The sequence below is a fragment of the Streptomyces sp. NPDC049954 genome, assembly GCF_040656295.1.
Lineage (GTDB): Bacteria > Actinomycetota > Actinomycetes > Streptomycetales > Streptomycetaceae > Streptomyces.
Genome location: NZ_JBFALS010000011.1, coordinates 122879 through 147393, shown reverse-complemented (window position 1 = coordinate 147393; position 24515 = coordinate 122879). Strand labels below are relative to the sequence as shown.

20 protein-coding genes and 1 tRNA gene are annotated in these 24515 nt (G+C 72.7%); 11 read left to right on the top strand and 10 right to left on the bottom strand.

Features of this window, described 5'->3' with window-relative positions:
- The first annotated feature begins 13 nt into the window (after positions 1 to 13).
- The 3 genes from AB0J21_RS24960 (at position 14) to AB0J21_RS24950 (ending at position 4236) form a co-directional block, all read left to right on the top strand.
- Positions 14 to 1627 (top strand): FAD-dependent oxidoreductase, encoded by a 1614-nt coding sequence (locus AB0J21_RS24960; RefSeq protein ID WP_363148318.1) that lies wholly within the window; start codon positions 14 to 16, stop codon positions 1625 to 1627.
- A 173-nt stretch (positions 1628 to 1800) separates the two neighbouring features.
- A complete protein-coding gene (locus tag AB0J21_RS24955; RefSeq protein WP_363148317.1) occupies positions 1801 to 2874 on the top strand; it encodes an LLM class flavin-dependent oxidoreductase in 1074 nt (357 codons plus the stop codon).
- A gap of 210 nt (positions 2875 to 3084) precedes the next feature.
- Positions 3085 to 4236 carry a PAC2 family protein gene (locus AB0J21_RS24950; RefSeq protein WP_363148316.1) on the top strand — a complete coding sequence of 384 codons (1152 nt, stop codon included), beginning with the start codon at positions 3085 to 3087 and terminating at the stop codon, positions 4234 to 4236.
- Positions 4237 to 4379: 143 nt separating this feature from the next.
- Here the strand turns inward: AB0J21_RS24950 and mshC are convergent, their stop codons facing one another.
- The 4 genes from mshC to AB0J21_RS24930 all read right to left on the bottom strand — a co-directional run bounded on the left by mshC (position 4380) and on the right by AB0J21_RS24930 (position 7990).
- A complete protein-coding gene (mshC, locus tag AB0J21_RS24945; RefSeq protein WP_363148315.1) occupies positions 4380 to 5609 on the bottom strand; it encodes a cysteine--1-D-myo-inosityl 2-amino-2-deoxy-alpha-D-glucopyranoside ligase in 1230 nt (409 codons plus the stop codon).
- A gap of 200 nt (positions 5610 to 5809) precedes the next feature.
- Complete coding sequence (locus AB0J21_RS24940; protein WP_363148314.1) at positions 5810 to 6640, bottom strand: SCO1664 family protein; 831 nt, start codon at positions 6638 to 6640, stop codon at positions 5810 to 5812.
- Positions 6604 to 7194 carry a DUF3090 domain-containing protein gene (locus AB0J21_RS24935; protein WP_363148313.1) on the bottom strand — a complete coding sequence of 197 codons (591 nt, stop codon included), beginning with the start codon at positions 7192 to 7194 and terminating at the stop codon, positions 6604 to 6606. Before AB0J21_RS24935 ends, AB0J21_RS24940 begins: the two co-directional genes overlap by 37 nt.
- Positions 7195 to 7288: 94 nt before the next feature.
- The gene (locus AB0J21_RS24930) at positions 7289 to 7990 is read right to left on the bottom strand and encodes a histidine phosphatase family protein (protein ID WP_363148312.1); all 702 of its coding nucleotides are present in this window, start codon (positions 7988 to 7990) and stop codon (positions 7289 to 7291) included.
- A gap of 73 nt (positions 7991 to 8063) precedes the next feature.
- Between AB0J21_RS24930 and corA the strand changes: the two genes are divergently transcribed.
- Complete coding sequence (gene corA / locus AB0J21_RS24925) at positions 8064 to 9062, top strand: magnesium/cobalt transporter CorA (RefSeq protein WP_363148311.1); 999 nt, start codon at positions 8064 to 8066, stop codon at positions 9060 to 9062.
- A 23-nt stretch (positions 9063 to 9085) separates the two neighbouring features.
- Here the strand turns inward: corA and AB0J21_RS24920 are convergent, their stop codons facing one another.
- Complete coding sequence (locus tag AB0J21_RS24920; RefSeq protein WP_363148310.1) at positions 9086 to 9874, bottom strand: ferritin-like domain-containing protein; 789 nt, start codon at positions 9872 to 9874, stop codon at positions 9086 to 9088.
- A 159-nt stretch (positions 9875 to 10033) separates the two neighbouring features.
- A complete protein-coding gene (locus tag AB0J21_RS24915) occupies positions 10034 to 11083 on the bottom strand; it encodes an LLM class F420-dependent oxidoreductase (protein ID WP_363148309.1) in 1050 nt (349 codons plus the stop codon).
- A 157-nt stretch (positions 11084 to 11240) separates the two neighbouring features.
- Between AB0J21_RS24915 and AB0J21_RS24910 the strand changes: the two genes are divergently transcribed.
- Positions 11241 to 12224: an aldo/keto reductase gene (locus tag AB0J21_RS24910; RefSeq protein ID WP_363148308.1), complete on the top strand. Its 984-nt coding sequence runs from the start codon at positions 11241 to 11243 to the stop codon at positions 12222 to 12224.
- Complete coding sequence (locus tag AB0J21_RS24905; protein ID WP_363148307.1) at positions 12221 to 14398, top strand: AAA family ATPase; 2178 nt, start codon at positions 12221 to 12223, stop codon at positions 14396 to 14398. The genes AB0J21_RS24910 and AB0J21_RS24905 overlap by 4 nt, the downstream gene beginning before the upstream one ends.
- 114 nt (positions 14399 to 14512) lie before the next feature.
- Here AB0J21_RS24905 and AB0J21_RS24900 read toward each other — a convergent pair whose 3' ends face one another.
- On the bottom strand, positions 14513 to 15223 hold the full coding sequence (locus AB0J21_RS24900) for a hypothetical protein (RefSeq protein WP_363148306.1): 711 nt from the start codon (positions 15221 to 15223) through the stop codon (positions 14513 to 14515).
- A 47-nt stretch (positions 15224 to 15270) separates the two neighbouring features.
- Here AB0J21_RS24900 and AB0J21_RS24895 point away from each other — a divergent pair, with 47 nt between their 5' ends.
- On the top strand, positions 15271 to 15459 hold the full coding sequence (locus tag AB0J21_RS24895; RefSeq protein ID WP_009063724.1) for a DUF5703 family protein: 189 nt from the start codon (positions 15271 to 15273) through the stop codon (positions 15457 to 15459).
- A 100-nt stretch (positions 15460 to 15559) separates the two neighbouring features.
- Here the strand turns inward: AB0J21_RS24895 and AB0J21_RS24890 are convergent, their stop codons facing one another.
- The 3 genes from AB0J21_RS24890 to AB0J21_RS24880 form a co-directional block, all read right to left on the bottom strand.
- A complete protein-coding gene (locus tag AB0J21_RS24890) occupies positions 15560 to 16354 on the bottom strand; it encodes a chaplin (RefSeq protein ID WP_363148305.1) in 795 nt (264 codons plus the stop codon).
- Positions 16355 to 16496: 142 nt separating this feature from the next.
- Positions 16497 to 16730 carry a chaplin gene (locus tag AB0J21_RS24885; RefSeq protein ID WP_363148304.1) on the bottom strand — a complete coding sequence of 78 codons (234 nt, stop codon included), beginning with the start codon at positions 16728 to 16730 and terminating at the stop codon, positions 16497 to 16499.
- Positions 16731 to 16994: 264 nt separating this feature from the next.
- The gene (locus AB0J21_RS24880; protein WP_363148303.1) at positions 16995 to 18320 is read right to left on the bottom strand and encodes a M20/M25/M40 family metallo-hydrolase; all 1326 of its coding nucleotides are present in this window, start codon (positions 18318 to 18320) and stop codon (positions 16995 to 16997) included.
- A gap of 184 nt (positions 18321 to 18504) precedes the next feature.
- Between AB0J21_RS24880 and AB0J21_RS24875 the strand changes: the two genes are divergently transcribed.
- From AB0J21_RS24875 to AB0J21_RS24860, 4 genes are all read left to right on the top strand, one after another.
- Positions 18505 to 18592: transfer RNA gene (locus AB0J21_RS24875), tRNA-Leu, on the top strand.
- A 660-nt stretch (positions 18593 to 19252) separates the two neighbouring features.
- The gene (aroA, locus tag AB0J21_RS24870; RefSeq protein WP_363148302.1) at positions 19253 to 22243 is read left to right on the top strand and encodes a 3-phosphoshikimate 1-carboxyvinyltransferase; all 2991 of its coding nucleotides are present in this window, start codon (positions 19253 to 19255) and stop codon (positions 22241 to 22243) included.
- Positions 22244 to 22375: 132 nt separating this feature from the next.
- On the top strand, positions 22376 to 23536 hold the full coding sequence (locus AB0J21_RS24865) for an acyl-CoA dehydrogenase family protein (RefSeq protein ID WP_363148301.1): 1161 nt from the start codon (positions 22376 to 22378) through the stop codon (positions 23534 to 23536).
- Between the two features lie 39 nt (positions 23537 to 23575).
- Entirely contained in the window at positions 23576 to 24409 is an 834-nt protein-coding gene (locus tag AB0J21_RS24860; RefSeq protein WP_363148300.1) for an SDR family oxidoreductase, read from the top strand.
- Positions 24410 to 24515: the final 106 nt, after the last annotated feature.

Here is a 24515-nt window from a genome sequence, read left to right as displayed (position 1 = left end):
CGAGGAGCACGACATGACCACCCTCCAGCACGTCCCGAGTCTCGGGACCCATCCGGCCGTCGGCTCGGACCCGAGCCGCGCCGAAACCCGGGAACAGCTCAACAGGGCGACGTACGACCTCCTGGTGATCGGCGGCGGCATCCTGGGCATCTCCACCGCCTGGCACGCCGCGCAGACCGGGCTGCGGGTGGCCCTGGTGGACGCCGGCGACTTCGCCGGCGCCACCTCCTCGGCCTCCTCCAAGCTGCTGCACGGCGGACTGCGCTACCTGCAGACCGGCGCGGTCAAGCTCGTCGCGGAGAACCACTTCGAGCGACGCGCCGTCTCCCGCCAGGTCGCCCCGCACCTGGCGAACCCGCTCACCTTCTATCTCCCGGTGTACAAGGGCGGGCCGCACGGCGCGGCGAAGCTCGGGGCCGGCGTCTTCGCGTACTCGGCGCTCTCCGCGTTCGGGGACGGCGTCGGCCACCTGCTGAGCCCCGCCAAGGCGGTGCAGGACGTGCCCGAGCTGCGCACCGAGAACCTGAAGGCCGTCGCGGTCTACGGCGACGACCAGATGAACGACTCGCGGATGGCGATCATGACGGTGCGCGCGGCCGTCGAGTCGGGCGCCGTCGTCCTCAACCACGCGGAGGTCACCGGGCTGCGCTTCACGGGCACCCGGGTCACAGGGGCCGAGCTGCGCGACGGCCTCGACGGCACCGAGTTCGGGGTGAACGCGCGCCTGGTCCTGAACGCGACGGGCCCGTGGGTGGACCACCTGCGGCGGCTGGAGAACCCGCACGCGGCGCCCTCCATCCGGCTGTCCAAGGGCGCGCACCTCGTCCTCAAGCGCAACGCCCCGTGGAAGGCGGCCCTCGCGACGCCCATCGACAAGTACCGCATCACGTTCGCCCTGCCCTGGGAGGACATGCTGGTACTGGGGACCACCGACGAGGAGTACGAAGGCGACCCGGCCGATGTCGCGGTCAACGAGAAGGACGTCACGCAGATCCTCGACGAGGCCGCCTTCTCAGTCCGCGACGAACAGCTCTCGCGCGACCTGATCACCTACTCGTACGCGGGCCTGCGGGTGCTGCCGGGCGGCCCCGGCGACACCTCCAAGGCCAAGCGGGAGACGGTGGTCTCCGAGGGCAGCGGCGGGATGCTGTCGGTGGCGGGCGGCAAGTGGACGACATTCCGGCACATCGGGCGCACCGTCATGAACAAGCTCGCCTCGCTGCCGGGCCACCCGCTGGGCGAGGGCATCGAGCCGGTCTCGGACCTGCCGAGCAAGCTGCCGCTGCCCGGTGTCGCCAACCCGCACGCCGTGGAGCACCGGCTGCTCATGGACGGGGACGCGAACGGACCGCGCATGGCGCAGGACACCGCGCACCACCTCGCGACGCACTACGGCTCGCTGGCCTTCGACATCGCGCGGCTCGCCAACGAGAACCCGGAGCTGGCCGAGCGCCTCAGCCCCGAGGCGCCCGAGATCTGGGCCCAGGTCGTCTACGCCCGTGACCGCGAGTGGGCGCAGACCCCCGACGACGTGCTGCGCCGCCGGACCACGCTCACCATCCGGGGCCTGGCCGACGACGCGCTGCGCGAGCGGGTCGCGAAGGTCCTGTCGGAGCGGAAGAACTGACCGACACTCCATCCGGGTAAGGGGCGCACCACCTGGTGGGCGCCCCTTACCCGTGCCCGGCTGTCCGCTACCGGCGCCCGGCTTGTCCGTCCGCACGGACCCGGCCGCTCGCCCGGCGACGGTGCCACACGGCCGCCACAGTGCCGCAACACTGCGCGACGACAGTGGTCGGTATGAAGTTTCAGGTGCTCAGCCTCATCCAGCACGCCCCGCATCCGCTCACCGGTGAACTGCGCTCCCCCGCCGACCGTTTCGAGGACGTCCTCGCGCTCGGTGAGGCGGCGGAGCGTCTCGGCTTCGACGCCTTCGCCGTGGGCGAGCGGCACGCGGGCGCCTTCCTGTCCTCCGGTCCCGCCGTGGTCCTCGGCGCGCTCGCCGCGCGCACCTCCCGCATCCGGCTGCTGACCGGGGTCACGGTCGTCGCGATCCTCGACCCGGTGCGGGTCGCCGAGGACTTCGCGACGCTCGACCAGATCTCCCGGGGCCGGGTCGAACTCGTCGTCGGCAAGGGCGCGGAAGCCGGCCACTTCGACCTGTTCGGCCTCGACGAGGCGCGGCAGTGGGATCTCCAGCGGGAGAAGTACGAGTTGCTGCGCCGCCTGTGGACCGAGGAGGGCGTGGACTGGGAGGGCGAGTTCCGCCCCGCGCTGAAGGGCGTCACGACCGTCCCGAGACCGTACGCCGGGCTCCCCCGGATCTGGCACGGTTCGGCGACCAGCCTCGAATCGCCGGAACTCGCCGCGAAACACGGGGACCCCCTGTTCACCGCGAACGCGATCCAGCCGCGCGCCGCCTACGCGCGGCTCGTCGCCCACTACCGCGAACGCTTCGAGGCGTACGGGCACGACCCGGCGCGCGCCCGGGTGGCGGCGGGTTCGGGCGGACTGCTCATCGCGGACACCCACGAACAGGCGGTGGCCCGCTACCGGGAGGCGTACGAGGCGAGCGTCCGGCAGGGCTTCAAACCGCATCTGGCCGGGAAGGCCGGCTACAACACCCCCTTCCGCACGATCGAGGACGCCATCGAGAACGGCCCGCAGCTCATCGGCTCCCCGCAGCAGATCATCGACAAGGTCCTCGGCTTCCACTCCGCCTACGGGCACGACCTCCAGTCGATCAGCGTGGACGGGTACGGCCTCGGGCGCCCGGAGCAGATCGAGACCCTGGAGCGCTTCGCCCGGGACATCGCGCCCGTTCTGCGGCGCGAGGCGCCGAGCACGTTGTGGGCGCCGGACGAGGAGGGGTGAGGGGAGGTCACGGCGTGCCGTCGACGGCCGGTCGGCACCCCGGTGTCCGCCCCGCCGCGACAGCGCGCGGATCACCCCGCCCGGCACAGGAGTAAGCCCTCGCGGACGGGGCAGTGATCCGGCATTCTCCCTGCGAGGGGGCTGCGGAGGCCCCCCGCCGAAGCCGTAAGGTTGGGGCGTACGCAAGGAAACGTCCGAAGGAGGCGCCGGGTGATCGAGCTCGAAGGGGTACCCGAGCTGATCGACCCCGTCATGGTGGCCGCGTTCGAAGGCTGGAACGACGCCGGCGACGCCGCCTCTTCTGCGGTCGCGCATCTGGAGAAGGAGTGGAAGGGCGAGGTGTTCGCGGCGCTCGACGCCGAGGACTACTACGACTTCCAGGTCAACCGGCCGACGGTGTTCGTGGAGGGCGGGACCCGCAAGGTCACCTGGCCCACGACCCGGCTCTCGGTGGTGCGGGTCGGCGGGGAGCGTCCGCGCGACCTGGTGCTGGTGCGCGGCATCGAGCCCTCGATGCGCTGGCGTTCGTTCTGCAACGAACTGCTGGGCTTCGCGCACGAGCTGGGCGTGGAACTGGTCGTGGTGCTGGGCGCCCTGCTCGGCGACACCCCGCACACCCGGCCGGTGCCCGTCAGCGGCGTCACCTCCGATCCCGACCTGGCCCGCACCATGGACCTGGAGGAGTCGAAGTACGAGGGCCCCACGGGCATCGTCGGGATCCTCCAGGAGGCGTGCACCCACGCGGGCGTACCGGCCGTGAGCCTGTGGGCCGCGGTGCCGCACTACGTGTCGCAGCCCCCCAACCCGAAGGCCACGCTGGCCCTGCTCAACCGCCTGGAGGACCTGGTCGACCTGCGCATCCCGCTCGGGGAGCTGCCCGAGGACGCGCGCGCCTGGCAGCTGGGCGTCGATCAACTGGCCGCGGAGGACAGCGAGGTCGCCGAGTACGTGCAGTCGCTGGAGGAGGCGCGGGACACCGCGGAGCTTCCGGAGGCTTCCGGCGAGGCCATCGCCCGGGAGTTCGAGCGGTATCTGCGGCGCCGGGAGCCGGGGCAGTCGGCGGGCGGGCACGCCACGGAGGGCGGCGACACGGCGCCCTTCCTGCGCGACACCCCGCCGGCCGGAGCGGACCGCACCCGGCCGCCGAAGCCGCCGCGCCCCACGACCGGCCGCGAGCCCACACCGCCGTCCGACCCCGCTGACGAAGGCGAAGGCGAAGGCGAGGACAAGAAGCCCCGGGACGGCGAGGGAGCGGACCAGGGCCACAGCGACCAGAACACCGAGCACACCGAAAACACCGAGCCCAAGGACAGCGGGAACAAGGGCGAGGACGGCGAGCCGGGCGGTCCCGTAGCGGACTGAACGGCACAGCTGAGACCGCGGAGCCACACCTCTGGGAACAGGGCGACGGCGCGGGACGTCATCACCGAGGGGCGGGGTGCCCGGCACCCCGCCCCTCGGTCGTGCTCAGCGCCGCACGGGACCGTGCGGCGCCGTACGGCAGGTCAGAGGGCCACGCCCAGCAGCGCGTCGACAGTGCGCGAGACGAGCCCGGGAGCACCCTCGTCGGTACCGCCGGTGGACTGCTGTGTCTCGGCCCAGCGGTCCACGGCGAGCAGCGCCTTTGGGGAGTCGAGGTCCTCGGCGAGCGCCTCGCGGACCTCCTCGACGAGGGCGTCGGCGGACGGGCCGTCGGGGCGGGAGACGGCGGCCCGCCAGCGGGCGAGCCGGTCCACGGCCTCCTGGAGCCCGGCGTCGGTCCACTCCCAGTCGGCACGGTAGTGATGGGCGAGAAGCGCGAGCCGGATCGCCGCCGGGTCCACCCCGGACTGGCGCAGCCGGGAGACGAAGACCAGGTTGCCCTTCGACTTCGACATCTTCTCGCCGTCCAGGCCCACCATCCCGGCGTGCACGTAGGACTTCGCGAAGGGGTGCTCACCGGTGAGGGCCTGGGCGTGCGAGGCACCCATCTCGTGGTGCGGGAAGGCGAGGTCGGAGCCGCCGCCCTGCACGTCGAAGCCCATGCCGAGGTGGTCGAGGGCGATGGCGACACACTCGATGTGCCAGCCGGGCCGGCCCGCGCCGAGACTGCCGCCGTCCCAGCTCGGTTCGCCCTCGCGGGCGGCCATCCACAGCATCGGGTCGAGCGGGTTCTTCTTGCCGGGTCGTTCGGGGTCGCCGCCCCGCTCGGCGGACAGCAGACGCATCGCCTCGGCGTCCAGGCCGGAGACCTCGCCGAAGTGCTGGTCGGAGGCGACCGAGAAGTAGATGTCGCCCTCCAGCTCGTAGGCCGCGCCGAGTTCACGCAGCCGCTCCACCAGCGGGACGATCCCGGGTATGGCCTCGACCGCCCCGATGTAGTGCTTCGGCGGGAGCATCCGCAGAGCCGTCATGTCCTCGCGGAACAGGGCGGTCTCCCGCTCGGCGAGACCGGTCCAGTCGATGCCGTCCCGCACGGCCCGCTCCAGCAGCGGATCGTCGACATCGGTCACGTTCTGGACGTAGTGCACCTGGCGCTGGGTGTCGAGCCACACGCGCTGCACGAGGTCGAACGCGTTGTAGGTCGCCGCGTGCCCCATGTGGGTCGCGTCGTACGGCGTGATGCCGCACACGTAGATACGGGCGACAGGGCCGGGGGTCAGGGTGACGAGCCCCCCGGTCGCGGTGTCGTGGATGCGGAGGTCGCGGCCCGTACCGGGCAGGGCGGGGACCTCGGAAGCGGGCCAGGCATGCATGTCATGAGCGTAACCGGCCCGCGCTCCACACATCCACCGGAGGTGCGCACGCACTCTTTTTCTGCGGCTCGGTTCGCCTCCGGGCGCTTCAGTGGGTGTCGAGCCCCCCGGCGTGCTCGGCCCTCCTTCGTCGGGCCTGCGCGCGGCGGCTCTCTCGACACCCACGCGCCCTTCGGCTCACTCGCCGCTGGCGAGCCCGCTCAGACCGGGGGCCAGGGGATCGCGGGCCACTGGCCGCTCGGCTCCGGGTGGGTGCCCGTGGCGAGCAGGGTCCGCACCCGGGCCCGCAGGGCCGCCACCTCGTCCGGTGTCAGCAACTCCGCGAGCCGTCCGGCCAGCGGGCCGTCCAGCGCCTCGCCGAGTCCGCGCAGCGCCCCGGTCGCCTCGTCCGGCAGCGGGAGACCGGCCCAGCCCCACAGCAGGGTGCGCAGTTTGTCGTCCGTGTGAAAGGTCACTCCGTGGTCGATGCCGTAGAGCCGTCCGTCCGGCGCGGGCAGCAGGTGGCCGCCCTTGCGGTCGGCGTTGTTGATGACGGCGTCGAGCACGGCGAGACGGCGCAGCCTGGCATCGTCACGGTGGACGAGGAGCGCGGTGCGGTCCTCCTCGACCTCGGCGAACCCGATGGCCTTCCAGCCCTCCTCGGGCTCCTCGGCCTCCACGAGGGCCAGCAGCGCCCCGTCCTCCCCGTCCACCTCGCTCGCGTCGATCCACAGCTGGCACATGCCCTCGCCGTACGGGCCCTCGCGCAGCACGGTGAGCGGGACCAGGCCCCAGCCGAGGGCCTCGGAGACCTCGTAGGCGGCGACCTCGCGGCGGGCCAGGTTGCCGTCGGGGAAGTCCCACAGCGGGCGTTCCCCGGCCACCGGCTTGTAGACGCACGAGGCCGTGCGGCCGTCGAGGCTCGCCTCGCACAGCAGCACCGCGTTGGACGCCTCGCGGATCTGGCCGCGTACGGTCAGCTCCCCCTCGGTCAGCAGTTCCCGCAGCGGATCGCTCACGCCGACCGGCGGTATCCGTTCTGGCGCGGGCATACGTGTCCTTCCGGGTCGAGCGGGAGGCTGCACAGCGGGCAGGGCGGGCGGCCGGCGTTGACGACGTCGAGGGCCCGTTTGGCGAAGGCCCTGGCCTGCGCACCGCTGAGCCGCACCCGCAGCATGGGCGGGCCGTTCTCGTCGTCCTGGAGCAACTGCTCCTCGGCGGCGGCGAGGTCGTCCTCGGACTCGGCGTCGAGCTCGACGAGGGCCTGCGCCTCGATGATCATGCGCTGTTCGTCGCCGTCCCAGGCCAGTGCCATGGTGCCGACACGGAACTCCTCCTCGACCGGGTTGTCGAGAGGCGCGGAGTCGGCGATCTCGGACGGGGCGACGGCCGGGACCGCGGCGTTGCCGCCGCTGCGCCGCACGACCTCGTCCAGCAGCTCGTCCATCCGCTCGGCGAGCGCCGCCACCTGGGTCTTCTCCAGGGCGACGCTGGTGACCCGGCCTCCGGCCGAAGCCTGAAGGAAGAAGGTACGGCGCCCGGGGAGCCCGACCGTACCGGCTACGAAGCGTTCCGGCGGGTCGTAGAGGAACACCTGACGGGACACGTCCTGTTCTCCATTGGAATCGTTGGGATCGTCGGATTCGAGTGCACCAACCGGTGCGGCGGGTTGGTGGGGCCAACCCTACTGCGGGTGACGATCACGATGCGCCCGCGCCGCCGCCGACCGTGGCCCGGCCCTCGTCGCCGCTCCCGCCGCCGGACGCGGGCCGGGGCGCGAGGGAGGCGAGGGAACCGGTGTCGCCGAGCCGCACCAGGAAGGGCCGCAGCCGGGTGTAGCGGATGACGGTCACCGAGCAGGGCTCGACGGAGATCCGCTGGAACTGGTCGAGGTGGAGGCCGAGGGCGTCCGCGACGAGGGACTTGATGATGTCGCCGTGGGAGCACAGGACGTACGCGGCCTGCTCGCCGTGCTCGTCCGCGATCCGGGTGTTCCACTCGCGTACCGCCTCCGCTGAGCGCGCGGCCATGGCGCGCATCGACTCGCCACCGGGGAAGGCGGCCGCGGAGGGGTGGTTCTGGACGACCTCCATGAGGGGCTGGTCGTTCAGTTCGCTGAGTTTGCGCCCCGTCCAGTCCCCGTAGTGGCACTCGCCGACGCGCTCCTCGGTGTGCAGGGGCAGCTCGGGCCGGTCTGCGAGGAGCGGGGCGAGCGTCTCCTCGCAGCGCTGGAGGGGGCTGCTGACGGCGGCGGCCAGCGGCAGCCCCGCGAGCCGCGCGGGCAGGGCGGCGGCCTGCTCGCGTCCCCGGTCGTCGAGGGCGACGCCGGGGGTCCAGCCGGCCAGCAGGCCGGCCGTGTTGGCGGTGGAGCGTCCGTGCCGGACGAGGATCAGGGTGGGCATACGGCCCAGCGTAGGGCGTGGCCGCCGGACGGCTGTACGTGTGTGCTCCCGGTACTGGGGAACAATCGGCTTCGTGATCGTGGACTGTGGCATCTACCGGGACGGCAAGCGCACCGAGGGACCGGACGACCTGTCGGACGCGCTGGACGCGGCGCGCGCGGCCGGCGACTCCTTCGTGTGGATCGGGCTGCACGAGCCGACCGGGGAGGAGTTCGAGAAGGTCAGCGAGGAGTTCCGGCTGCACCCGCTCGCGGTGGAGGACGCCCTCAAGGCGCACCAGCGGCCCAAGATGGAGGTGTACGACGACTCGCTGTTCGTCGTGCTCAAGCCGGTGAGTTACGAGCCGGACAGCGACACCGTCTCCTCGGGAGAGCTGATGCTGTTCCTCGGGGACTCCTTCGTGGTGACGGTGCGGCACGGCGACGGGACGCCGATAGCGGACCTGCGCAAGGGCCTGGAATCGGACCAGGACATGCTGCGGCACGGGCCGACGGCGGTCCTGTACTCGATCGCGGACCAGGTGGTGGACCACTACCTGGAGGTCGCCGAGGAACTCCAGACGGACCTGGAGGAGCTGGAGACGGCGGTGTTCTCGCCGGACGGGGCGCCCTCGAACAACACGGCCTCCAGGATCTACACGTTCAAGCGGCAGATCCTGGAGTTCCGCCGGGCGACGGGGCCGCTCGCGATGCCGATGCTGCGGCTCGCGGGCACCGGCCCGTTCGCTGCGGCGGTGCCGTTCGTGAACGACGAGGTGCGGCCCTTCTTCCGGGACGTGAGCGACCACCTGACCCGGGTGAACGAGTCGGTGGAGGGCCTGGACCGGCTGGTGTCGGACATACTGTCCGCGCATCTGGCGCAGATGGGCGTGCGGCAGAACGACGACATGCGCAAGATCTCCGCGTGGGCGGCGATGGCGGCGGTGCCGACCATGATCGCCGGGGTCTACGGGATGAACTTCGACCACATGCCGGAACTGCACTGGGTGTGGGCCTACCCGGCGGTGATCGCGCTCATGGTGGTGCTGGAGTTCGGGCTCTACCGGCAGTTCAAGCGGCGGGGCTGGTTGTAGGCCCGCCGCGCGGCGCACCGGGCTCAGGCGAACTCGGGTTCCGGTGTGGCGGGCCCGCCGAGGGCGTCGCGGCGTTCGGGCATCCGCAGGGTGACCATGCGGCGCCAGCCGTGGGTGCGCTCGTAGGCGTAGGAGGCGTGGATCGCGCCGGCCAGCACGGCGGCCTTGGAACGCGGCCAGCCGAGGAGGCGGCCCATGTGCGCCATGACGGCGAGGCTCACGTCGCGGTAGACCCGGTTCTCCGAGCGGGCGCAGTCGCGCAGGGTGCGCTGGATGGTACGGCCGTGGCCCTCGCCGGCCAGCCGCAGCAGTTCCTCGTGGCAGTACGCGAGGTGGTTGTCCTCGTCGCCGGAGATGATGCGCACGGCGTTGCCGACCTCGGCGTGGTCGGCGAAGCAGCGGCGCAACATGTCCATCTGGTCGGAGGCGCGCTGTTCGGTGACGCGGCTGTGGGCGAGGTAGGTGACGATGTCGGCCTCGTCGAGCGGCTCCTCGCGCCGGAGCTTGTCGTGCGCGAGGCCGATGCCGGACCGCTCCAGGAGCATCGTGTAGTCGGTCTCCGGGGGGACCTCGACGGCGCTCAGTCCGCGCCGGCGCAGCAGTCCGTGGAAGATCCGGCCGTGCTTGTCCTCGTCGGCGCCGTGCCGCGCGACCTTCGGCGCGAGGTGCCGCATGCTCTCGGGGAGCAGGGCGGCGATCCGCCCGTTCTCCCAGCCGCCCTGCGCCTCGCCGCTGGCGGCGACGGAGCAGAACAACTGGTAGGTCTCGTCGTTGTCGATGATCTCTTCGAAGAGACTCCTGGCCGAAAGCATCGCTGCCACCTCCACTCGCCGGCACTGCTCGCACCTGTGCAGTCAACGGGCGGCCGGGGCGGGCGGCAACAGGAGCGGCCCCCGGCTGGGCCGAACGGGCGACCCGGCCGGGGAGGGGCAGGTGCGGGACGGCAGGGGGAGCGGCCGTCCGCGTCCGGCTCAGCCGAGGCCGGCGCGCTCCGCCGCCTCGGTCCCGGCCCGCAGCGCGGCGATCCGCTCGTCGAGGGTGAATCCGGCGGGCGACAGCGTGAGGGTCGTGACGCCGGCCTCGGCGTAGGCCCGCATGCGGTCGGCGATCCGGTCGACGGAGCCGAGCAGGGTCGTGGAGTCGATGAGGCTGCGCGGGACGGCGGCGGCGGCGCCGTCCTTGTCGCCGGCCAGGTACTTGTCCTGGATCTCGGCGGCCTCCTTCTCGTAGCCCATGCGCCGCGCGAGCTGGTTGTAGAAGTTCTGCTTGCGGCTGCCCATGCCGCCGACGTACAGGGCGGTGTAGGGGCGGAAGGTGTCGGCGAGCGCGTCGACGTCCTCGCCGACCGCGATCGGCACGGTGGGCACGACGTCGAAGCCGTCCATGGTGAGCCCGGCCTTCTCGCGGCCCGCCCGGATGTGCCGCAGCGCGGTCTCCTCCAGGTGTTCGGCGGCCGGGAAGATGAGCAGGGCGCCGTCGGCGATCTCGCCGGTCTGCTCCAGGTTCTTCGGGCCGATCGCCGCGACGTACAGCGGGATGTGCTCGCGCTGCGGGTGCACGGTGAGCTTGAGGGGCTTGCCGGGGCCGTCGGGCAGCGGCAGGGTCCAGTGCGCGCCCTCGTAGCTGAGGCGCTCGCGGCTCATGGCGCGGCGCACGATCTCGACGTACTCGCGGGTGCGGGCGAGCGGCTTGTCGAACTTCACGCCGTACCAGCCCTCGGAGACCTGCGGTCCGGAGACGCCGAGGCCGAGCCGGAAGCGGCCGCCGGAGAGGGAGTCGAGGGTCGCGGCGGTCATCGCGGTCATCGCGGGCTGGCGGGCCGGGATCTGGAGGATCGCGGAGCCCACGTCGATGCGCTCGGTCTTCGCGGCCACCCAGGACAGGACGGTCGGCGCGTCCGAGCCGTACGCCTCGGCGGCCCAGCAGACCGCGTAGCCGAGCCGGTCGGCCTCCTGGGCCACGGCCAGGTTGTCCGCGTCCATACCGGCGCCCCAGTAGCCGAGATTGATCCCGAGCTGCATGGTCCACACCCCTTACTGATCAGTAACGTTGCTTCCGGGGGACTCTAGCGCGCACGGACGGGCTCCGACAGGGACAGGCCCGGACCGGGGACGTGACCTTCCTTTCCCCGCGCGGACCACCCCACGAACTGACGTGTGGCCAGTAACCTCAGCCTTCATGGAGCAGAGGCATCTCGGCCGCACCGGCCTGCGCGTGTCCCGGATAGGTCTCGGCACCCTCGGCTGGGGCCGGGACACCGACGAGCACGAGGCCGCCGCCTCGCTCAAGGTGTTCTGGGAGGCCGGCGGCTCCCTCGTGGACACCGCGGACGTGTACGGGGACGGGGAGGCCGAGTACCTGCTCGGGCAGCTCGTGGAAGGGCTCGTGCCGCGCCGGGACCTGGTCATCGCCACCAAGGCGGGCAGCGTCCCGGACCCCGACCGGCGCTTCAACGGCTCGCGCGGGCACCTGCTGGCCGCGCTCGACGCCTCGCTCCAGCGGCTGGGCACCGACTACGTCGACCTGTGGCAGGTGCACGCGTTCGACGCGCAGACCCCGCTGGAGGAGACCCTCCAGGCGCTCGACCTGGCGGTCAGCTCCGGCCGTGCCCGGTACGCGGGCGTCTCCAACTTCAGCGGCTGGCAGCTCGCCAAGGCCGCGACCTGGCAGCTCGCGGGCGGCGGCAGCCGGACCCGGCTGGCCAGTACGCAGATGGAGTACTCGCTGCTCCAGCGCGGGGTGGAGCGCGAGGTGCTGCCCGCCGCGCGGGACCTGGGCGTGGGACTGCTGCCCTCCTCGCCGCTGGGCCGGGGCGTGCTGACCGGCAAGTACCGGGACGGCATGCCCGCGGGCTCGCGCGGGGCCTCCGGGGCGATGGCGGGCTTCGTCGCGCCGTACCTGGACGAGGCGGCGAGCCGCATCGTGGACGCGGTGCGCACGGCCGCCGACGGTCTCGCGACCACCCCGCTCCAGGTGGCGCTGGCCTGGGTGCGGGACCGGCCCGGGGTCGTCGCGCCGCTCGTCGGCGCCCGGACCGCGCGGCAGCTGACGGAGGTCCTGTCAGTGGAGGCCCTTAGTCTTCCTGACGAGATCTGCCAGGCGCTCGACGACGTGTCGGCGCCCGTGCACCGCTATCCCGATCAGGACTGGAGCACGCTGTGAGTACGGAGCCGGCACCCGCCGAGGAGACCGAGGAGCCCGGCGCTCAGGAGCCCGCGGCCCCCGCCGCCCCCGAGGCCCCGGAGGACGCGGCACCCGTCGGAGCGGCCGGGGAACCGGGCGAGCAGGGCGCGAGGCCCGCCACCGACGGTGCGGGGGCCGCACAGCACCTGTCCGAGGCGGAGGCGGAACTGGCCGCCCAGCGCGCCGAGCGGCAGCGGATCGAGGAACGCAAGGCGGCGCGCGCCGCCCCGGTGGAGGCCGGGACCAAGCTGACCGGCACCGCCGCCGAACTGCTCGCGGCCGTGCGCGCCGTGGAGAGCGGCGCCACTCCCCCGCCGACCTTCGACGCCCCGCGCGAGACGCCCGCCCCGCGCCGCTCGGCCCCCGCGCCGGCGCGGCCACGCGCCGAGCAGCCGGTGGCCGCCCCGCCTGCGGCCGAGTCCGCCGTGGCGGCCACCGGCGAGGTCCTGGCGGAGGGCTCCGCGCCCGCCGCTCTCGCGGGCCCGGCCGTGCGCGTCCTCGGCGAGGGCGCCGGGCAGGTCCTGCGTGAGGACCCGTGGCAGTTGCTGCGGTTGCCCGGCGTGCGGCCGGAGCAGGCGGACGGCTTCGCCCGCGCGCTGCTCGGCGAGGAGTGCGACCCGGGCGACGCCCGGCGCGGGCGTGCCCTGTGCGTCCGGCTGCTGGAGCAGTCGGCCCTGCTCGGGCACACCGCGCTCGACCTGTCGGCGCTCGTCTCCCAGCTGTCCGCGGCGCGCGTGCCCGAACCGGAGGAGGCCGTGCACGCGGCCGTAGCCGAGGGCGATCTCCTGCTGTTCCAGGACGCCCTGGAGGCGGCGCCCGCGCCCTCCCCCGCCCCGGAGGAGGGCGAGGAGCCCGCGCAGCGGCCCGTGCGGGTCCTGGTGGGGCTGGAGCGGTACGCCATGGCGGAGGAGTCCCTCGCGGACGCGCTCGGCCGCATCGCGGGCTGCGTACCGAAGGCGGAGGCCGAGGAGGAGGCCGGCTGGGCTCCGGCCGCGCAGGCGGCGGGCTCCACGGCCGGTGAGCTGATCCGGGCCGCGGCCGCCCACGCCCTGGTCCTGCACTCCGGCGGGGAGAGCGCCCGCGCCGAGCCCGCACGGCTGGTCACGGCGGCCCGGGCCCTCGGCCTGCGGGCGTACGCGGCGGCCCACACCGCCCAGGGCCGCCAGCGGCTCGCGGCCGACCTCGGCGCGAAGGAGCCCGCGCTCACCGTCGCGGGCCTGCTCTCGGGCGCACAGGGCCCGGGGCGGGACGCGGAGGGGCAGTTCGCGCTGGACCTGCTCGTCGTCCTGGACGCCCCGCAGCTCGACGTGGAGAACGCGGCGCTGCTCGCCGAGTCGGTCCCGGACGGGGCCCGGCTGGTGCTGAGCGGCGATCCGGGCGTGCTGTGGTCGGCGGGGCCCGGGCGGGTCTTCGCCGATCTGCTCGCGCTGCGCCGGGCGCCGCTCGTCGTCTCCCGCACCCCCGATCCCGGTCCGCTCGGTGAACTGGTCTCGGGGATCGGGGTGGGCGAGCTGAGCGAGGTGGACGCGCCCGGCCGGGAGCTGGTCATGGTGCCGGTGCGCGATCCCGGGGAGGCCGTGCACCGCACGGTGCAGCTCGTGTGCGACTCGGTGCCCCGCGCGATCGGGGTGCCCGCCGAGGAGACCCAGGTGCTCGTGCCGGGTCACGGCGGGGCGGCCGGTACGCGGGTGCTCAACGCGGCGCTCAAGGAGCGGCTGAACCCCGGTCCCGGCCGCTTCGCGGGCTTCGACCCCGGGGACCGGGTGGCGTACTCGCCGGTGCCGGGCCGTACGGCGCTGGGCCGGGTGGTGGGCGCCGACGAGGCCGGGCTGCGCCTGGAGTGCGAGGGGCTGCCGGTGCACGTGCCCAGGGAGGAGGTCGCGGGGCGGGTACGGCACGGCTGGGCGATCACCGCGCACCAGTCGGCGGGACACCGCTGGCCCGCGGTCGTGGCCGTGCTGCCCGGCGACGCGACGCCCGCGCTGACCCGCCCCTGGGTCTACACCGCCTTCGGCCGGGCGGCCCGCCACCTGTCGGTCGTGCAGGGCGTGGGCGAGGCGCTGGGCCGCGCGGTGGCCGGGGCCCCGGCGAAGGAGCGCACGACCCGCCTGGCCGCGCTGCTGCGGGAACAGGCGCAGCCGGCGGCCGACTGACCCGCACGGGCACCACGGTCCCCCGGATCAGCGGGCGCCCCGACCAGCAGACGCCCGCCGGACGGGCCGTGAAGGCCCGCCCGGCGGGCGACCGTGCGCGAGGTACCGGCCGCGTCAGCTGTCGGCGTCGAGGGCCTCCAGCTCCTCCTCGTCCCCAGCGGCGTCCACCTCGTCGGCGTACCGGCGGCTGGAGCGCAGTCCGGGCCGGTGCGAGGGTTCGAAATCGTCCTCGGGGTCGTCGTCGAAGACGGCGCTCACGTCGAAGCGGCAGATCACCTGCTGCGGATCGGCCTGTTCGAAGGGGGCGTCGAGCCACTCCCCCGGTTCGGCCGGTTCCCCGCCCGCCGCCACCCACAGCGTCGAATCGCCCTCCTCCAGGCCGAACTCCTTGTGCCGGGAGGCGACCTCGTCGGGCTCGTACTCGCCGAACAGCACGCCGAGGGCGGCGTGCACCCCCGATCCGGGGGCGCTCGGATCGAGGTCGGCGACCCGCTGGGCCTGGGTCAGCAGGAGATCGGGCCGGTTCACCGTGTAGTCCCGCCGGATGAGGACGCTCAGGGCGTGCGGTTCCTCGGGCCCGGTGTACGGCGGGAGGGAGTCCTCGGGGCCGGGGATCTCGAAGGGGGTGACTTCGTCGAAGCGCTCGTACAGCAGCTCGTCGTACGTCTCGGAGGCGGCGGCCAGTTCGTTGAACGCCTGGTAGACGGCCGGATCGTCCTCGCCCGACCGGTTCTCCACCGCCGCCAGGTGGCGGTCGAGCGCGGCCTTGACCGCCTCGGCGGCGGCGCGTACCTCGGCAACCGGGGGCTGCTCAGCATCAGACATAGAGCAGACGCTATCCGTACCGGGCCGCTGCCCGCACAATAGATGCGATGCCGGAATACGAATTCGTCGACGTGTACGTGCCGCGGGGCGTCAGCCGCAAGGACACGACCCGTCTGCTCACAGACCACGCAGAGTACGGACACTGGGAACTGGACCGACTGAGACTGCACCCGGACGGCAGCCGCAGAGTGCGGTTGCGCCGCCGGATCATCCGTCAGCCGAGAGCGACGTGGTGAGCCGGTGCCGCGCGGGCTGAGCCCCGCGTACGGGTGACCGGCCGGAAAGGGGCCCCGCGAGTGTCGCGGGGCCCCTCGGCGTGCGGTGTACCGCGGCGGCTCAGGCGCCGGCGCGGGCCTTGCGGTAGACGAGGGCGCCCGCGAGCAGCAGGCCCGCGGCGGCGGCGCCCGCAGCGCCGATCGGCAGCTCGCTGCCGGTCTCGGCGAGCTGCGCCTGCGGCTTGGGGGCCTTGACCGCGACCGGCACGACCGGGTGCTCGGGGGCCTTGGGGACCACGTGCTCGGCCGGCGGCTTCGGGGTGCTCGGCGTCTCAGGGGTGACCGGCGGCTTCTCCGGCTTGGGCGGCTTCGGCGTCTCGTGACGCGGCGGGGCCGGGGTCTCCACGTTGGCGCAGTTGTTGCCGAAGGCCGGGTTGAGCAGGCCGATGACCGAGATGCTGTTCCCGCAGGCGTTCACGGGGACGTCGACCGGGACCTGGGCCTGGTTGCCCGAACCGATCCCGGGGGAGCCGACGGCCGCGCCGCCCGCGTGGGCGCCGCCGCCCCAGCTGTGACCGCCGCCGGAGCCGCGCTCCTCGCCGTAGCCGCCGCCGTGGTGGCCGCCGCCCTTGTTGCCGGTGTGGTGCCCGTCGTCCGCCTGGTGGCGGTCGGCCGAGGTGTTGGCGCAGCCGTTGCCGAACACCGGGTTGAGCAGACCGACGACGTCCACGGTGTTGCCGCAGACGTTGACCGGAACGTCGACCGGGGCCTGCACGAGGTTGCCCGAGAGGACGCCGGGTGAGCCCACGGCGGCACCCTGCGCACCCGAGTCGGCGTGCGCGTAGCCGCCGGTCACGGCGAGTACGCCGGACGCGGCCGCCACAGTGATCAGGCCTTTACGCGTGACCTGTCGCATAGCAATTCCCTGCCTTTTTAACCTTCTCCGGAGTGCGCACGGCCCGTTGCGCGTGCGCCTGTTGAGACCGGCGGCCCCGGAGCACATGGCGCGCACTCCGGGGCCGCTGGAATGTCAGCCCTCTGGGGGCTGTGGAACAACGTCAGGCGTTGACGCAGGTGTTGCCGAAGGCCGGGTTCAGCAGGCCGATCACGTTGACCGTGTTGCCGCAGATGTTCACCGGCACGTGCACGGGGACCTGGACGACGTTGCCGGAGAGCACACCGGGGGAGCCGACAGCGGCACCCTGGGCGCCCGCGTCGGCGGCGGCGAGGCCCGCACCCGCGAGAACGAGACCGCCCGTGGCGGCGACCGTGGCGACGATCTTCTTGATCATGTTTCCTCCTAGTTGGACATGCGATCCCAGCCGCGGACCGCACACCAGTAACGAAGAGGGAGTAATCGAGCTACGACCTGACCGGACCATTCACTCGTACCGGTGTCGAGCGCACAGGTGGACGAATAACGCGGAACAGCGGGCGGGTACGCGACAGCGGGCGGGTACGCGACAGCGGGCGGGTCGCCCACCGAAGTGTGCGGCCCGCCCGCTGACCGGCGACTGCGAAGGCTCAGCCGCCCGCACCCGGGCGGCGGCGCGTGTTCAGGAGGCGTCGAGGAAGCGGTCGAGGACGCGGACGCCGAACTTCAGCCCGTCCACCGGTACCCGCTCGTCCACCCCGTGGAACATCCCGGCGAAGTCCAGCTCCGGCGGCAGCTGGAGCGGGGCGAAGCCGAAGCAGCGGATGCCGAGGTCGTCGAAGGACTTCGCGTCGGTGCCCGCCGAGAGCATGTACGGCACGGCCTTCGCGATCGGGTCCTCGGCGCGCAGCGCGATCTGCATCGCGTCGACGAGGGCGCCGTCGAAGCTCGTCTCCAGGGCCTTGTCGGCGTGCACGTCCTCGCGGCGCACGCGCGGGCCGAGGACGCGGTCGAGATCGGCCAGGAACTCCTGCTCGTACCCGGGCAGGAAGCGGGCGTCGACGTGGGCGGTGGCCTCGCCCGGGATGACGTTGACCTTGTAGCCGGCGCCGAGCTGGGTCGGGTTGGCGGTGTTCTTGAGGGAGGCGCCGATGAGCTTGGCGATGCCGCCGAGCTTGGCGAGGGTGCCGTCCATGTCCTCGGGGTCGAGTTCGGTGCCGAGGGCGTCGCCGAGTTCGTCCAGGAAGTGGCGCAGGGTCTTGGTGACCCGGATGGGGAACTCGTACCGGCCCAGGCGGCCCACGGCCTCGGACAGTTCGGTGATCGCGTTGTCCTTGTGGATCATCGACCCGTGTCCGGCGGTGCCGTCCACGGTGAGCTTCATCCAGTGCATGCCCTTCTGGGCCGTCTCCACGAGGTAGAGCCGCAGCTGCTCGTTGACGGTGAAGGAGAAGCCGCCGACCTCGCCGATCGCCTCGGTGACGCCCTCGAACAGCTCGGGGTGCTTGTCCACGAGGTGCCGCGCGCCCCAGGTGCCGCCCGCCTCCTCGTCGGCGAGGAAGGCGAGGACGACGTCGCGCGGGGGCTTGCGGCCGGTGCGCAGCCGGTCGCGGACGACCGCGAGGGTCATCGCGTCCATGTCCTTCATGTCGACGGCCCCGCGTCCCCACACGCAGCCGTCGGCGACCTCCCCGGAGAAGGGGTCGTGCGTCCAGTCCGCGGCGTTGGCCGGGACGACGTCGGTGTGCCCGTGGATGAGCAGGGCGGGCCGCGAGCGGTCCTCGCCCTCGATCCTGGCGACCGTGGAGGCGCGGCCCGGGTGGGATTCGAAGATCTTCGGTTCGAGGCCGACCTCGGCCAGCTTCTCGGCGACGTACTCGGCGGCGGCGCGCTCACCGGGCCCGGAGTGGTCGCCGTAGTTACTGGTGTCGATCCGGATCAGGTCGCGGCAGAGATCGACGACCTCGTCCTGACCGGAGACGGCCCTGCCTGTGCTCGGCTCGCTCACGCTTGTTCCTCCGCGGTCGCTCGTGTGGTTGCCCCTATCCTCGCGCGCCCCTCCCCCGGACCCAAAGGCCGCCCACCCCACGTCACGCACCGTTCACACGGACCGGGCGGGTGATCGGGGCCCCCGAAATGTTTGCTATGGTTTTCCACGTCGCCAAGGCCACCGGCCAGGCGGCAGACACCTTGTCCGGGTGGCGGAATGGCAGACGCGCTAGCTTGAGGTGCTAGTGCCCTTTATCGGGCGTGGGGGTTCAAGTCCCCCCTCGGACACCAGAGCGTTCCGCTCGAAGACCCCAGATCAGCGATCTGGGGTCTTTTTCATGTGGTCCGCCGCGGTCGTCCGGCGCTCCCCAGGCGCTCCCCGTCTCACTCAGAGACCCCCGGCCGCATAGATGCATCGGACATTGATATAAAGCTCAGGTGACTGAGCAACGTGAACCGAGGGCGCGCCGTACCGGCCGCGCCCCGCGCGGGCTCGTCATCCGGACGCTCTTTCCCGTGCGGCCCTGCCTTGGGTCCACGAGCGCACCTCGGCTACTGCCACGACCGACGGGCCTCCTTGCGGCCCCGTGCCATGACAGCCGTCCGATCTGTACTTCCAGGCGTCGTCGGATGTCGCAGCGCGCGCGTACCGATTAGCCCCCGGAGCGCCCCTGGCGGCGCTCCTCCTCTCCTACTGAAGCCGGCTGTCGGCCAGTCGGTCCCCCGAACGGGCCATGCGCCGCTTCCTGCGGCGGCGTCGCACGCCTGCCGGGCCTTGCTTCCATAACGTAACCACTGCCGTCTTGCGGACGGTTCCATCATCGAGCCACGGCATGCCCCGGGGCCCTGTTCGTGCTGCCCGGCCCCGTGGGGCCCGGGGCGGCCGCGGGGTCGGCGTGAGCCTGCTCGCGGTCCGGTGTGCCCGCCCATGGCCAGGGAGTAGCACGACCCATGCACCTTCTTGTCAAAGGGATTCAGCACCAGCTCAGCGGTGAAGTTCTCGTCCCCAACTCCAAGTACCACGCGCATCGCGCGCTGATCCTCGCCTCGCTCGCCGAGGGGGTCAGCCGTGTCCACGGGCTGTCGGACGCCCGGCATGTCCAGTACACCGTGCAGTTGCTGCGCGGACTGGGGGTGAAGATCACCACGGAGGGTGACACCTTCGTCGTGCACGGTCTGGGCGGTCGCTACCGTCCGCGCCGCGCGGCCGTCTCCGCCGGTTCCTCCGGCACCACGCTCTACTTCATGATCGGCCTGGCCTCGCTGTCGGACCGTCCCGTCACGGTGACCGGCCAGAAGTACTTCCGGCGCCGTCCGGTGGGCCCCCTGCTGGACGCGCTGCGCCAGATGGGCGTCCGGCTGGACTCCGCGGACGACTGCCCTCCGGTGCACGTCCAGGACCACCGGCCCGGCGGCGGGCACGTGCGGATCGCCGGCACCCTGTCGCAGTGGATCTCGGGGCTGATCCTGCTCGCGCCCTTCGCGACCGGGCCCACCACCATCGAGGTGGAGGGCGAGCTGAACGAACGCTCGTACCTGGAGCTGACCGTCGCGATGATGAGGCAGTTCGGTCTCGACGTCACCGTGTCCGGGAACTGGCGCCGCTTCGACGTACGACCCGGTCAGTCGGCGGTGGCGACCGAGCTGACGCTGCCCCCGGACATCGGCTCGGCGGCCTTCGGGATCGCCGCGGCCGCCCTGCACCCCTCCGACGTCCTGCTCAAGGGCATGAACCGGCTGGAGGGCGGCCCCGCCGACCACCCCGAGTTCCACTTCCTGGACATCGCGCGGGCCATGGGCGTGCCGATGGAGCTGGACGAGGCGGCGGGCGGAGTGCGCGTCCGGCAGGACCGGCCGGAGCTGAAGGGGGTCTCGGTGGACTGCCGGGACGTGCCCGACATGCTGCCGATCCTCTCGACGCTGGGTTCCTTCGCGTACGGCGAGTCGGTGTTCCACAACATCGCGCACACCCGGCTCAAGGAGTCGGACCGGGCCGCCGCGATGCTCCAGCTCAACGCGATGGGCGGGGACCTGGAGCTGGACGGGGACGCGCTGCGGGTGCGGGGGGTGGAGGGGCTGGTCGGCGCGAAGCTGTCCTCCTTCAACGACCACCGCGTCCTCATGTCGCTGGCCGTGGCCTCCTCGCGGGCGCGGGGCCACTCGACGCTCACCTATCCGAACGCCTACCGCATCTCGTACCCGACCTTCCTCGACGCGATGAACACCCTCGGGGTGCCGATGAGCGTCGAGGACGGGCCGGCGCCCTCGGGGCGGGCGGCCGGGCGGCGGCTGGAGCGGGGGGTGGCGAAGCCGGAGCTCGCGGCCCGGGTCACGCTGCCCCAGTGGCTGCGCCGGCGGGCTCGGAGCCGCCCGCACGACACCGCCGTGGTCGACGTACGGCCCGGTCACGACGAGACGGTGACCTGGCGGGAGCTGCACGAGCGGGTCGAGCGGACCGCCGCGCTGCTGCTGCGCCTGGGCGTGCGGCCGGGTGAGAACGTCGCCTACCAGTTGCCCAACCGCGTCGAGTTCGTGGTGCTCTCGCTGGCCGCGCTGCGGGTCGGGGCGGTGTGCTGTCCGGTCATCCCGTTCTTCCGGGAGCGGGAGATCGGCTTCGTGCTGCGCCGCTCGAAGGCGCGGGTCCTGGTCGTCGCCGACCGGTACCGTTCGCGGCGCCCTGCCGAGGAGGTGCTCGGGCTGGACGCGGAGGACCGGGGCGCTCTGGAGCAGCTCGTCGTGCTGTCCGAGGAGGGCGGCCCCGCGCTGCTGCCCGAGGAGGTCGCGGGCGGTCCCGCACTGCACGACTGGGAGAAGGCGCTCGCCGGGACGGAGATCGACCGCGCGGCGCTGGACGCCGTCGTGCCGACGCCGGAGATGACGGCGCAGCTGCTGTTCACCTCCGGGACGACCGGGGAGCCGAAGGGCGTCACCCAGTCCTCTCGGAACCTGGTGCGGGCCGTCTCGATGGAGGTGCGTCACCTGGGACTGAGCGCCGGGGACGCGATCTGGGTGCCCTCCCCGCTCGCCCACCAGACCGGTTTCCTCTACGGGATGACGCTCGCGCTGGTGCTGGGCGTGCCGCAGATCGTGCAGTCGGAGTGGGACGCGAAGCGGGCGCTGGAGTCGCTCAACGCGCACGGCGCGACCTTCGTGCAGGCGGCGACGCCGTTCCTGTCCGACCTCGTCAGGGCGGTCGAGGAGGGCGGGCAGGTGCCGCGCGAACTGCGGATCTTCGTCGCGACCGGGGCGACGGTGCCGCGCGGGCTCGCGGAGCGGGCCGGGCGGGTGCTGGGTGCCGACGTGTGCGGGGCCTTCGGGACGACCGAGACCTGTCTGGGCGCGCTGTCGGCGCCGGGCGACGAGCCGGCGCAGCGCTGGGGCTCGGACGGCCGGGCGCTGGAGGGCATCGAGCTGCGGGTCACCGACGACCAGGGGCGGGTGCTGCCCGCCGGGGTCGAGGGGAACTACGAGATCCGCTCGCCGACGGTGTTCGACGGGTATCTGGACCGGCCGGATCTGACGGCGGAGGTGTTCACCGAGGACGGCTGGTACCGCACCGGTGACCTCGCGACGATCGACTCCTCGGGGTATCTGCGGATCACCGGGCGGGTCAAGGACGTCATCAACCGGGGCGGGGAGAAGGTCCCGGTCGCGGAGATCGAGCAGTTGCTGTTCGCGCATCCGGCGGTGGAGGACGTCGCGGTCGTGGCGATGCCCGATCCCCGGCTCGGTGAACGGGCCTGCGCGTTCGTGGTGTTCGCCGACGGCGCCGCGCTGTCCTTCGCGGACATGCGGGCGTATCTCGACGAGCACCAGGTGGCGAAGCAGTACTGGCCGGAGCGGCTGGAGCCGGTCGGTGTCCTGCCGCGCAACCCGGTCGGCAAGGTGCAGAAGTTCGCACTGCGGGAGCGGGCGAGAGCGCTGCGTCCGCAGGAGGCGTGAGCGGCGCCGGGGCGGGTGGGCGGGGCCTCGGGCCGCTGTCCGCCCGCCCCGGCGGCGCGGTCGCGTCCGGTGGCGTGCGGCGAGGCCGTACACCGCCATCACCACACGGAAGACGGAAGACAGAGGCAGCACATGAGTGACGATCAGTCCTTCGACCGGCTCCGCACCCGGGTCGCGCGGTGGGTGGAGGGTCCCGGCGAGCGCTGGGCGGAGCGCATCGAGGAGACCGGCGAGGTGCCCGAGGCGCTGTGGGCCGAGCTGAACGAGCTGGGCTTCCTGCGGATCGCCGCCCCGGTGGAGTACGGCGGGCACGGGCTCGCGTTCTCCCGCTGGATGGAGCTGATGGAGATCTTCTCCCGCTCCCACGGATCGGTCCGGATGATCGTGCACGTCGTGAACGGGATCTGGCGGGCCATGGACGGGCACGCCACCGAGGAGCAGCGCAAGCGTTTCGTGATCCCCTCGGTCACCGGCGAGATCAAGATCGCCTTCACGCTGACCGAGCCGGGCAACGGCACGGGCGCGGACATCACGACGTCCGTGGTGCGCGAGGGCGACACGTACTACCTGTCGGGCCGCAAGCACCTGATCACCTTCGGGGTGCGCTGCGACTACTTCCTGCTGGCGGCGCGGGTCGAGGGCAGCACGGGGCACGAGGGCACGGTGGCGCTGCTCGTGCCGAGGAACGCCGAGGGCGTCACGGTCGAGGACACCTCGCACACGATGGGCGTCACGGGCACCGACCACGCCTCGCTGACCTTCGAGCGCACCCCCGTCCCGGTCGACCACCGGCTCGGCGCCGAGGGCGAGGGGCTGGAGGTGTTCCTCGGCGGCTTCCTGACGCCCTCGCGGATCTCGGTCGCGATGAGCTGCGTGGGGCTCGCCGAACGGGCGCAGCAGCTGGCCGTGGACTACGCGAGGAACCGGGTGACCTTCGGCAAGGCGCTGACCGGGCGGCAGGCCATCCAGTTCATGCTCGCCGAGAACGCCGCCGACATCGAGGCCGCCAAGCAGCTCGTGCTGCACGCGGCGCGCCGTTTCGAGCAGGGCGCCGAGGACGCGTCGATGCAGTCCTCGATGGCGAAGATGCACGCCGTGACGATGCTGACGAACGTCACCGACAAGGCGCTCCAGATCCACGGCGGTCTGGGCTACTGGAAGTCCCAGAAGATCGAGCGGGTCTACCGGGACGCGCGCGCCCAGCGTTTCGAGGAGGGCACCAACGAGGTGCAGAAGGCCGTGGTCTTCCGCGAGGTGCTGCGCCGTACGCCCGCCGTCGAGAACGCCCACTGAACATCCCGCACTGAAGCAGCAGATTGAGGTACGGCTCCCATGAGCACTGAGCACTCCACCCAGCAGGCGGGCGAACGCGTCTCGCTGATCACCGGGGCCTCCCGGGGCATCGGCCGGCAGCTCGCGCTGACGCTGGCCCGGCAGGGCGGCACCGTCGTCGTCAACTACAAGAAGAACCAGGACCTCGCGGAGAAGACGGTCGCCGACGTCGAGGAGGCGGGCGGCAAGGGCTTCGCGGTACAGGCCGACGTCGAGAGCACCGAGGGCGTCAAGGCGCTGTTCGACGAGGTGGCGCGGCGCTGCGGGCGCCTGGACGACTTCGTGTCCAACGCCGCGGCCAGCGCCTTCAAGAACATCGTGGACCTCGGCCCGCACCACCTCGACCGCTCCTACGCGATGAACCTGCGGCCCTTCGTGCTCGGCGCGCAGGAGGCCGTGAAACTCATGGACCGGGGCGGGCGGATCGTCGCGCTGTCCTCGTACGGTTCGGTCCGCGCCTACCCGACGTACGCGACGCTCGGCGCGATGAAGGCCGCGATCGAGGCGTGGGTGCGGTACATGGCGGTGGAGTTCGCGCCGTACGGCATCAACGTGAACGCGGTCAACGGCGGGCTGATCGACTCGGACTCGCTGGAGTACTTCTACAACGTCGAGGGCATGCCCGACATGCAGGGCGTCCTGGACCGGATTCCGGCCCGCCGTCCGGGCACCGTCCAGGAGATGGCCGACACGATCGCCTTCCTGCTGGGCGAGGGCGCCGGGTACATCACCGGGCAGACCCTCGTGGTGGACGGCGGGCTGAGCGTCGTCGCGCCGCCGTTCTTCGCCGACGCGGGCCCGGAGCTGCAGTTGCCGCCGCGCCCCACCCGCTAAGGGCTGTCCCGCAATTCCTGGTGGACCAGCGCACGGCGTCAGATGCGGTGCATCGCAAGGCGGAGAAGCGCCCGCATACCGGATGCATTCGGGCGTTTCGACAACG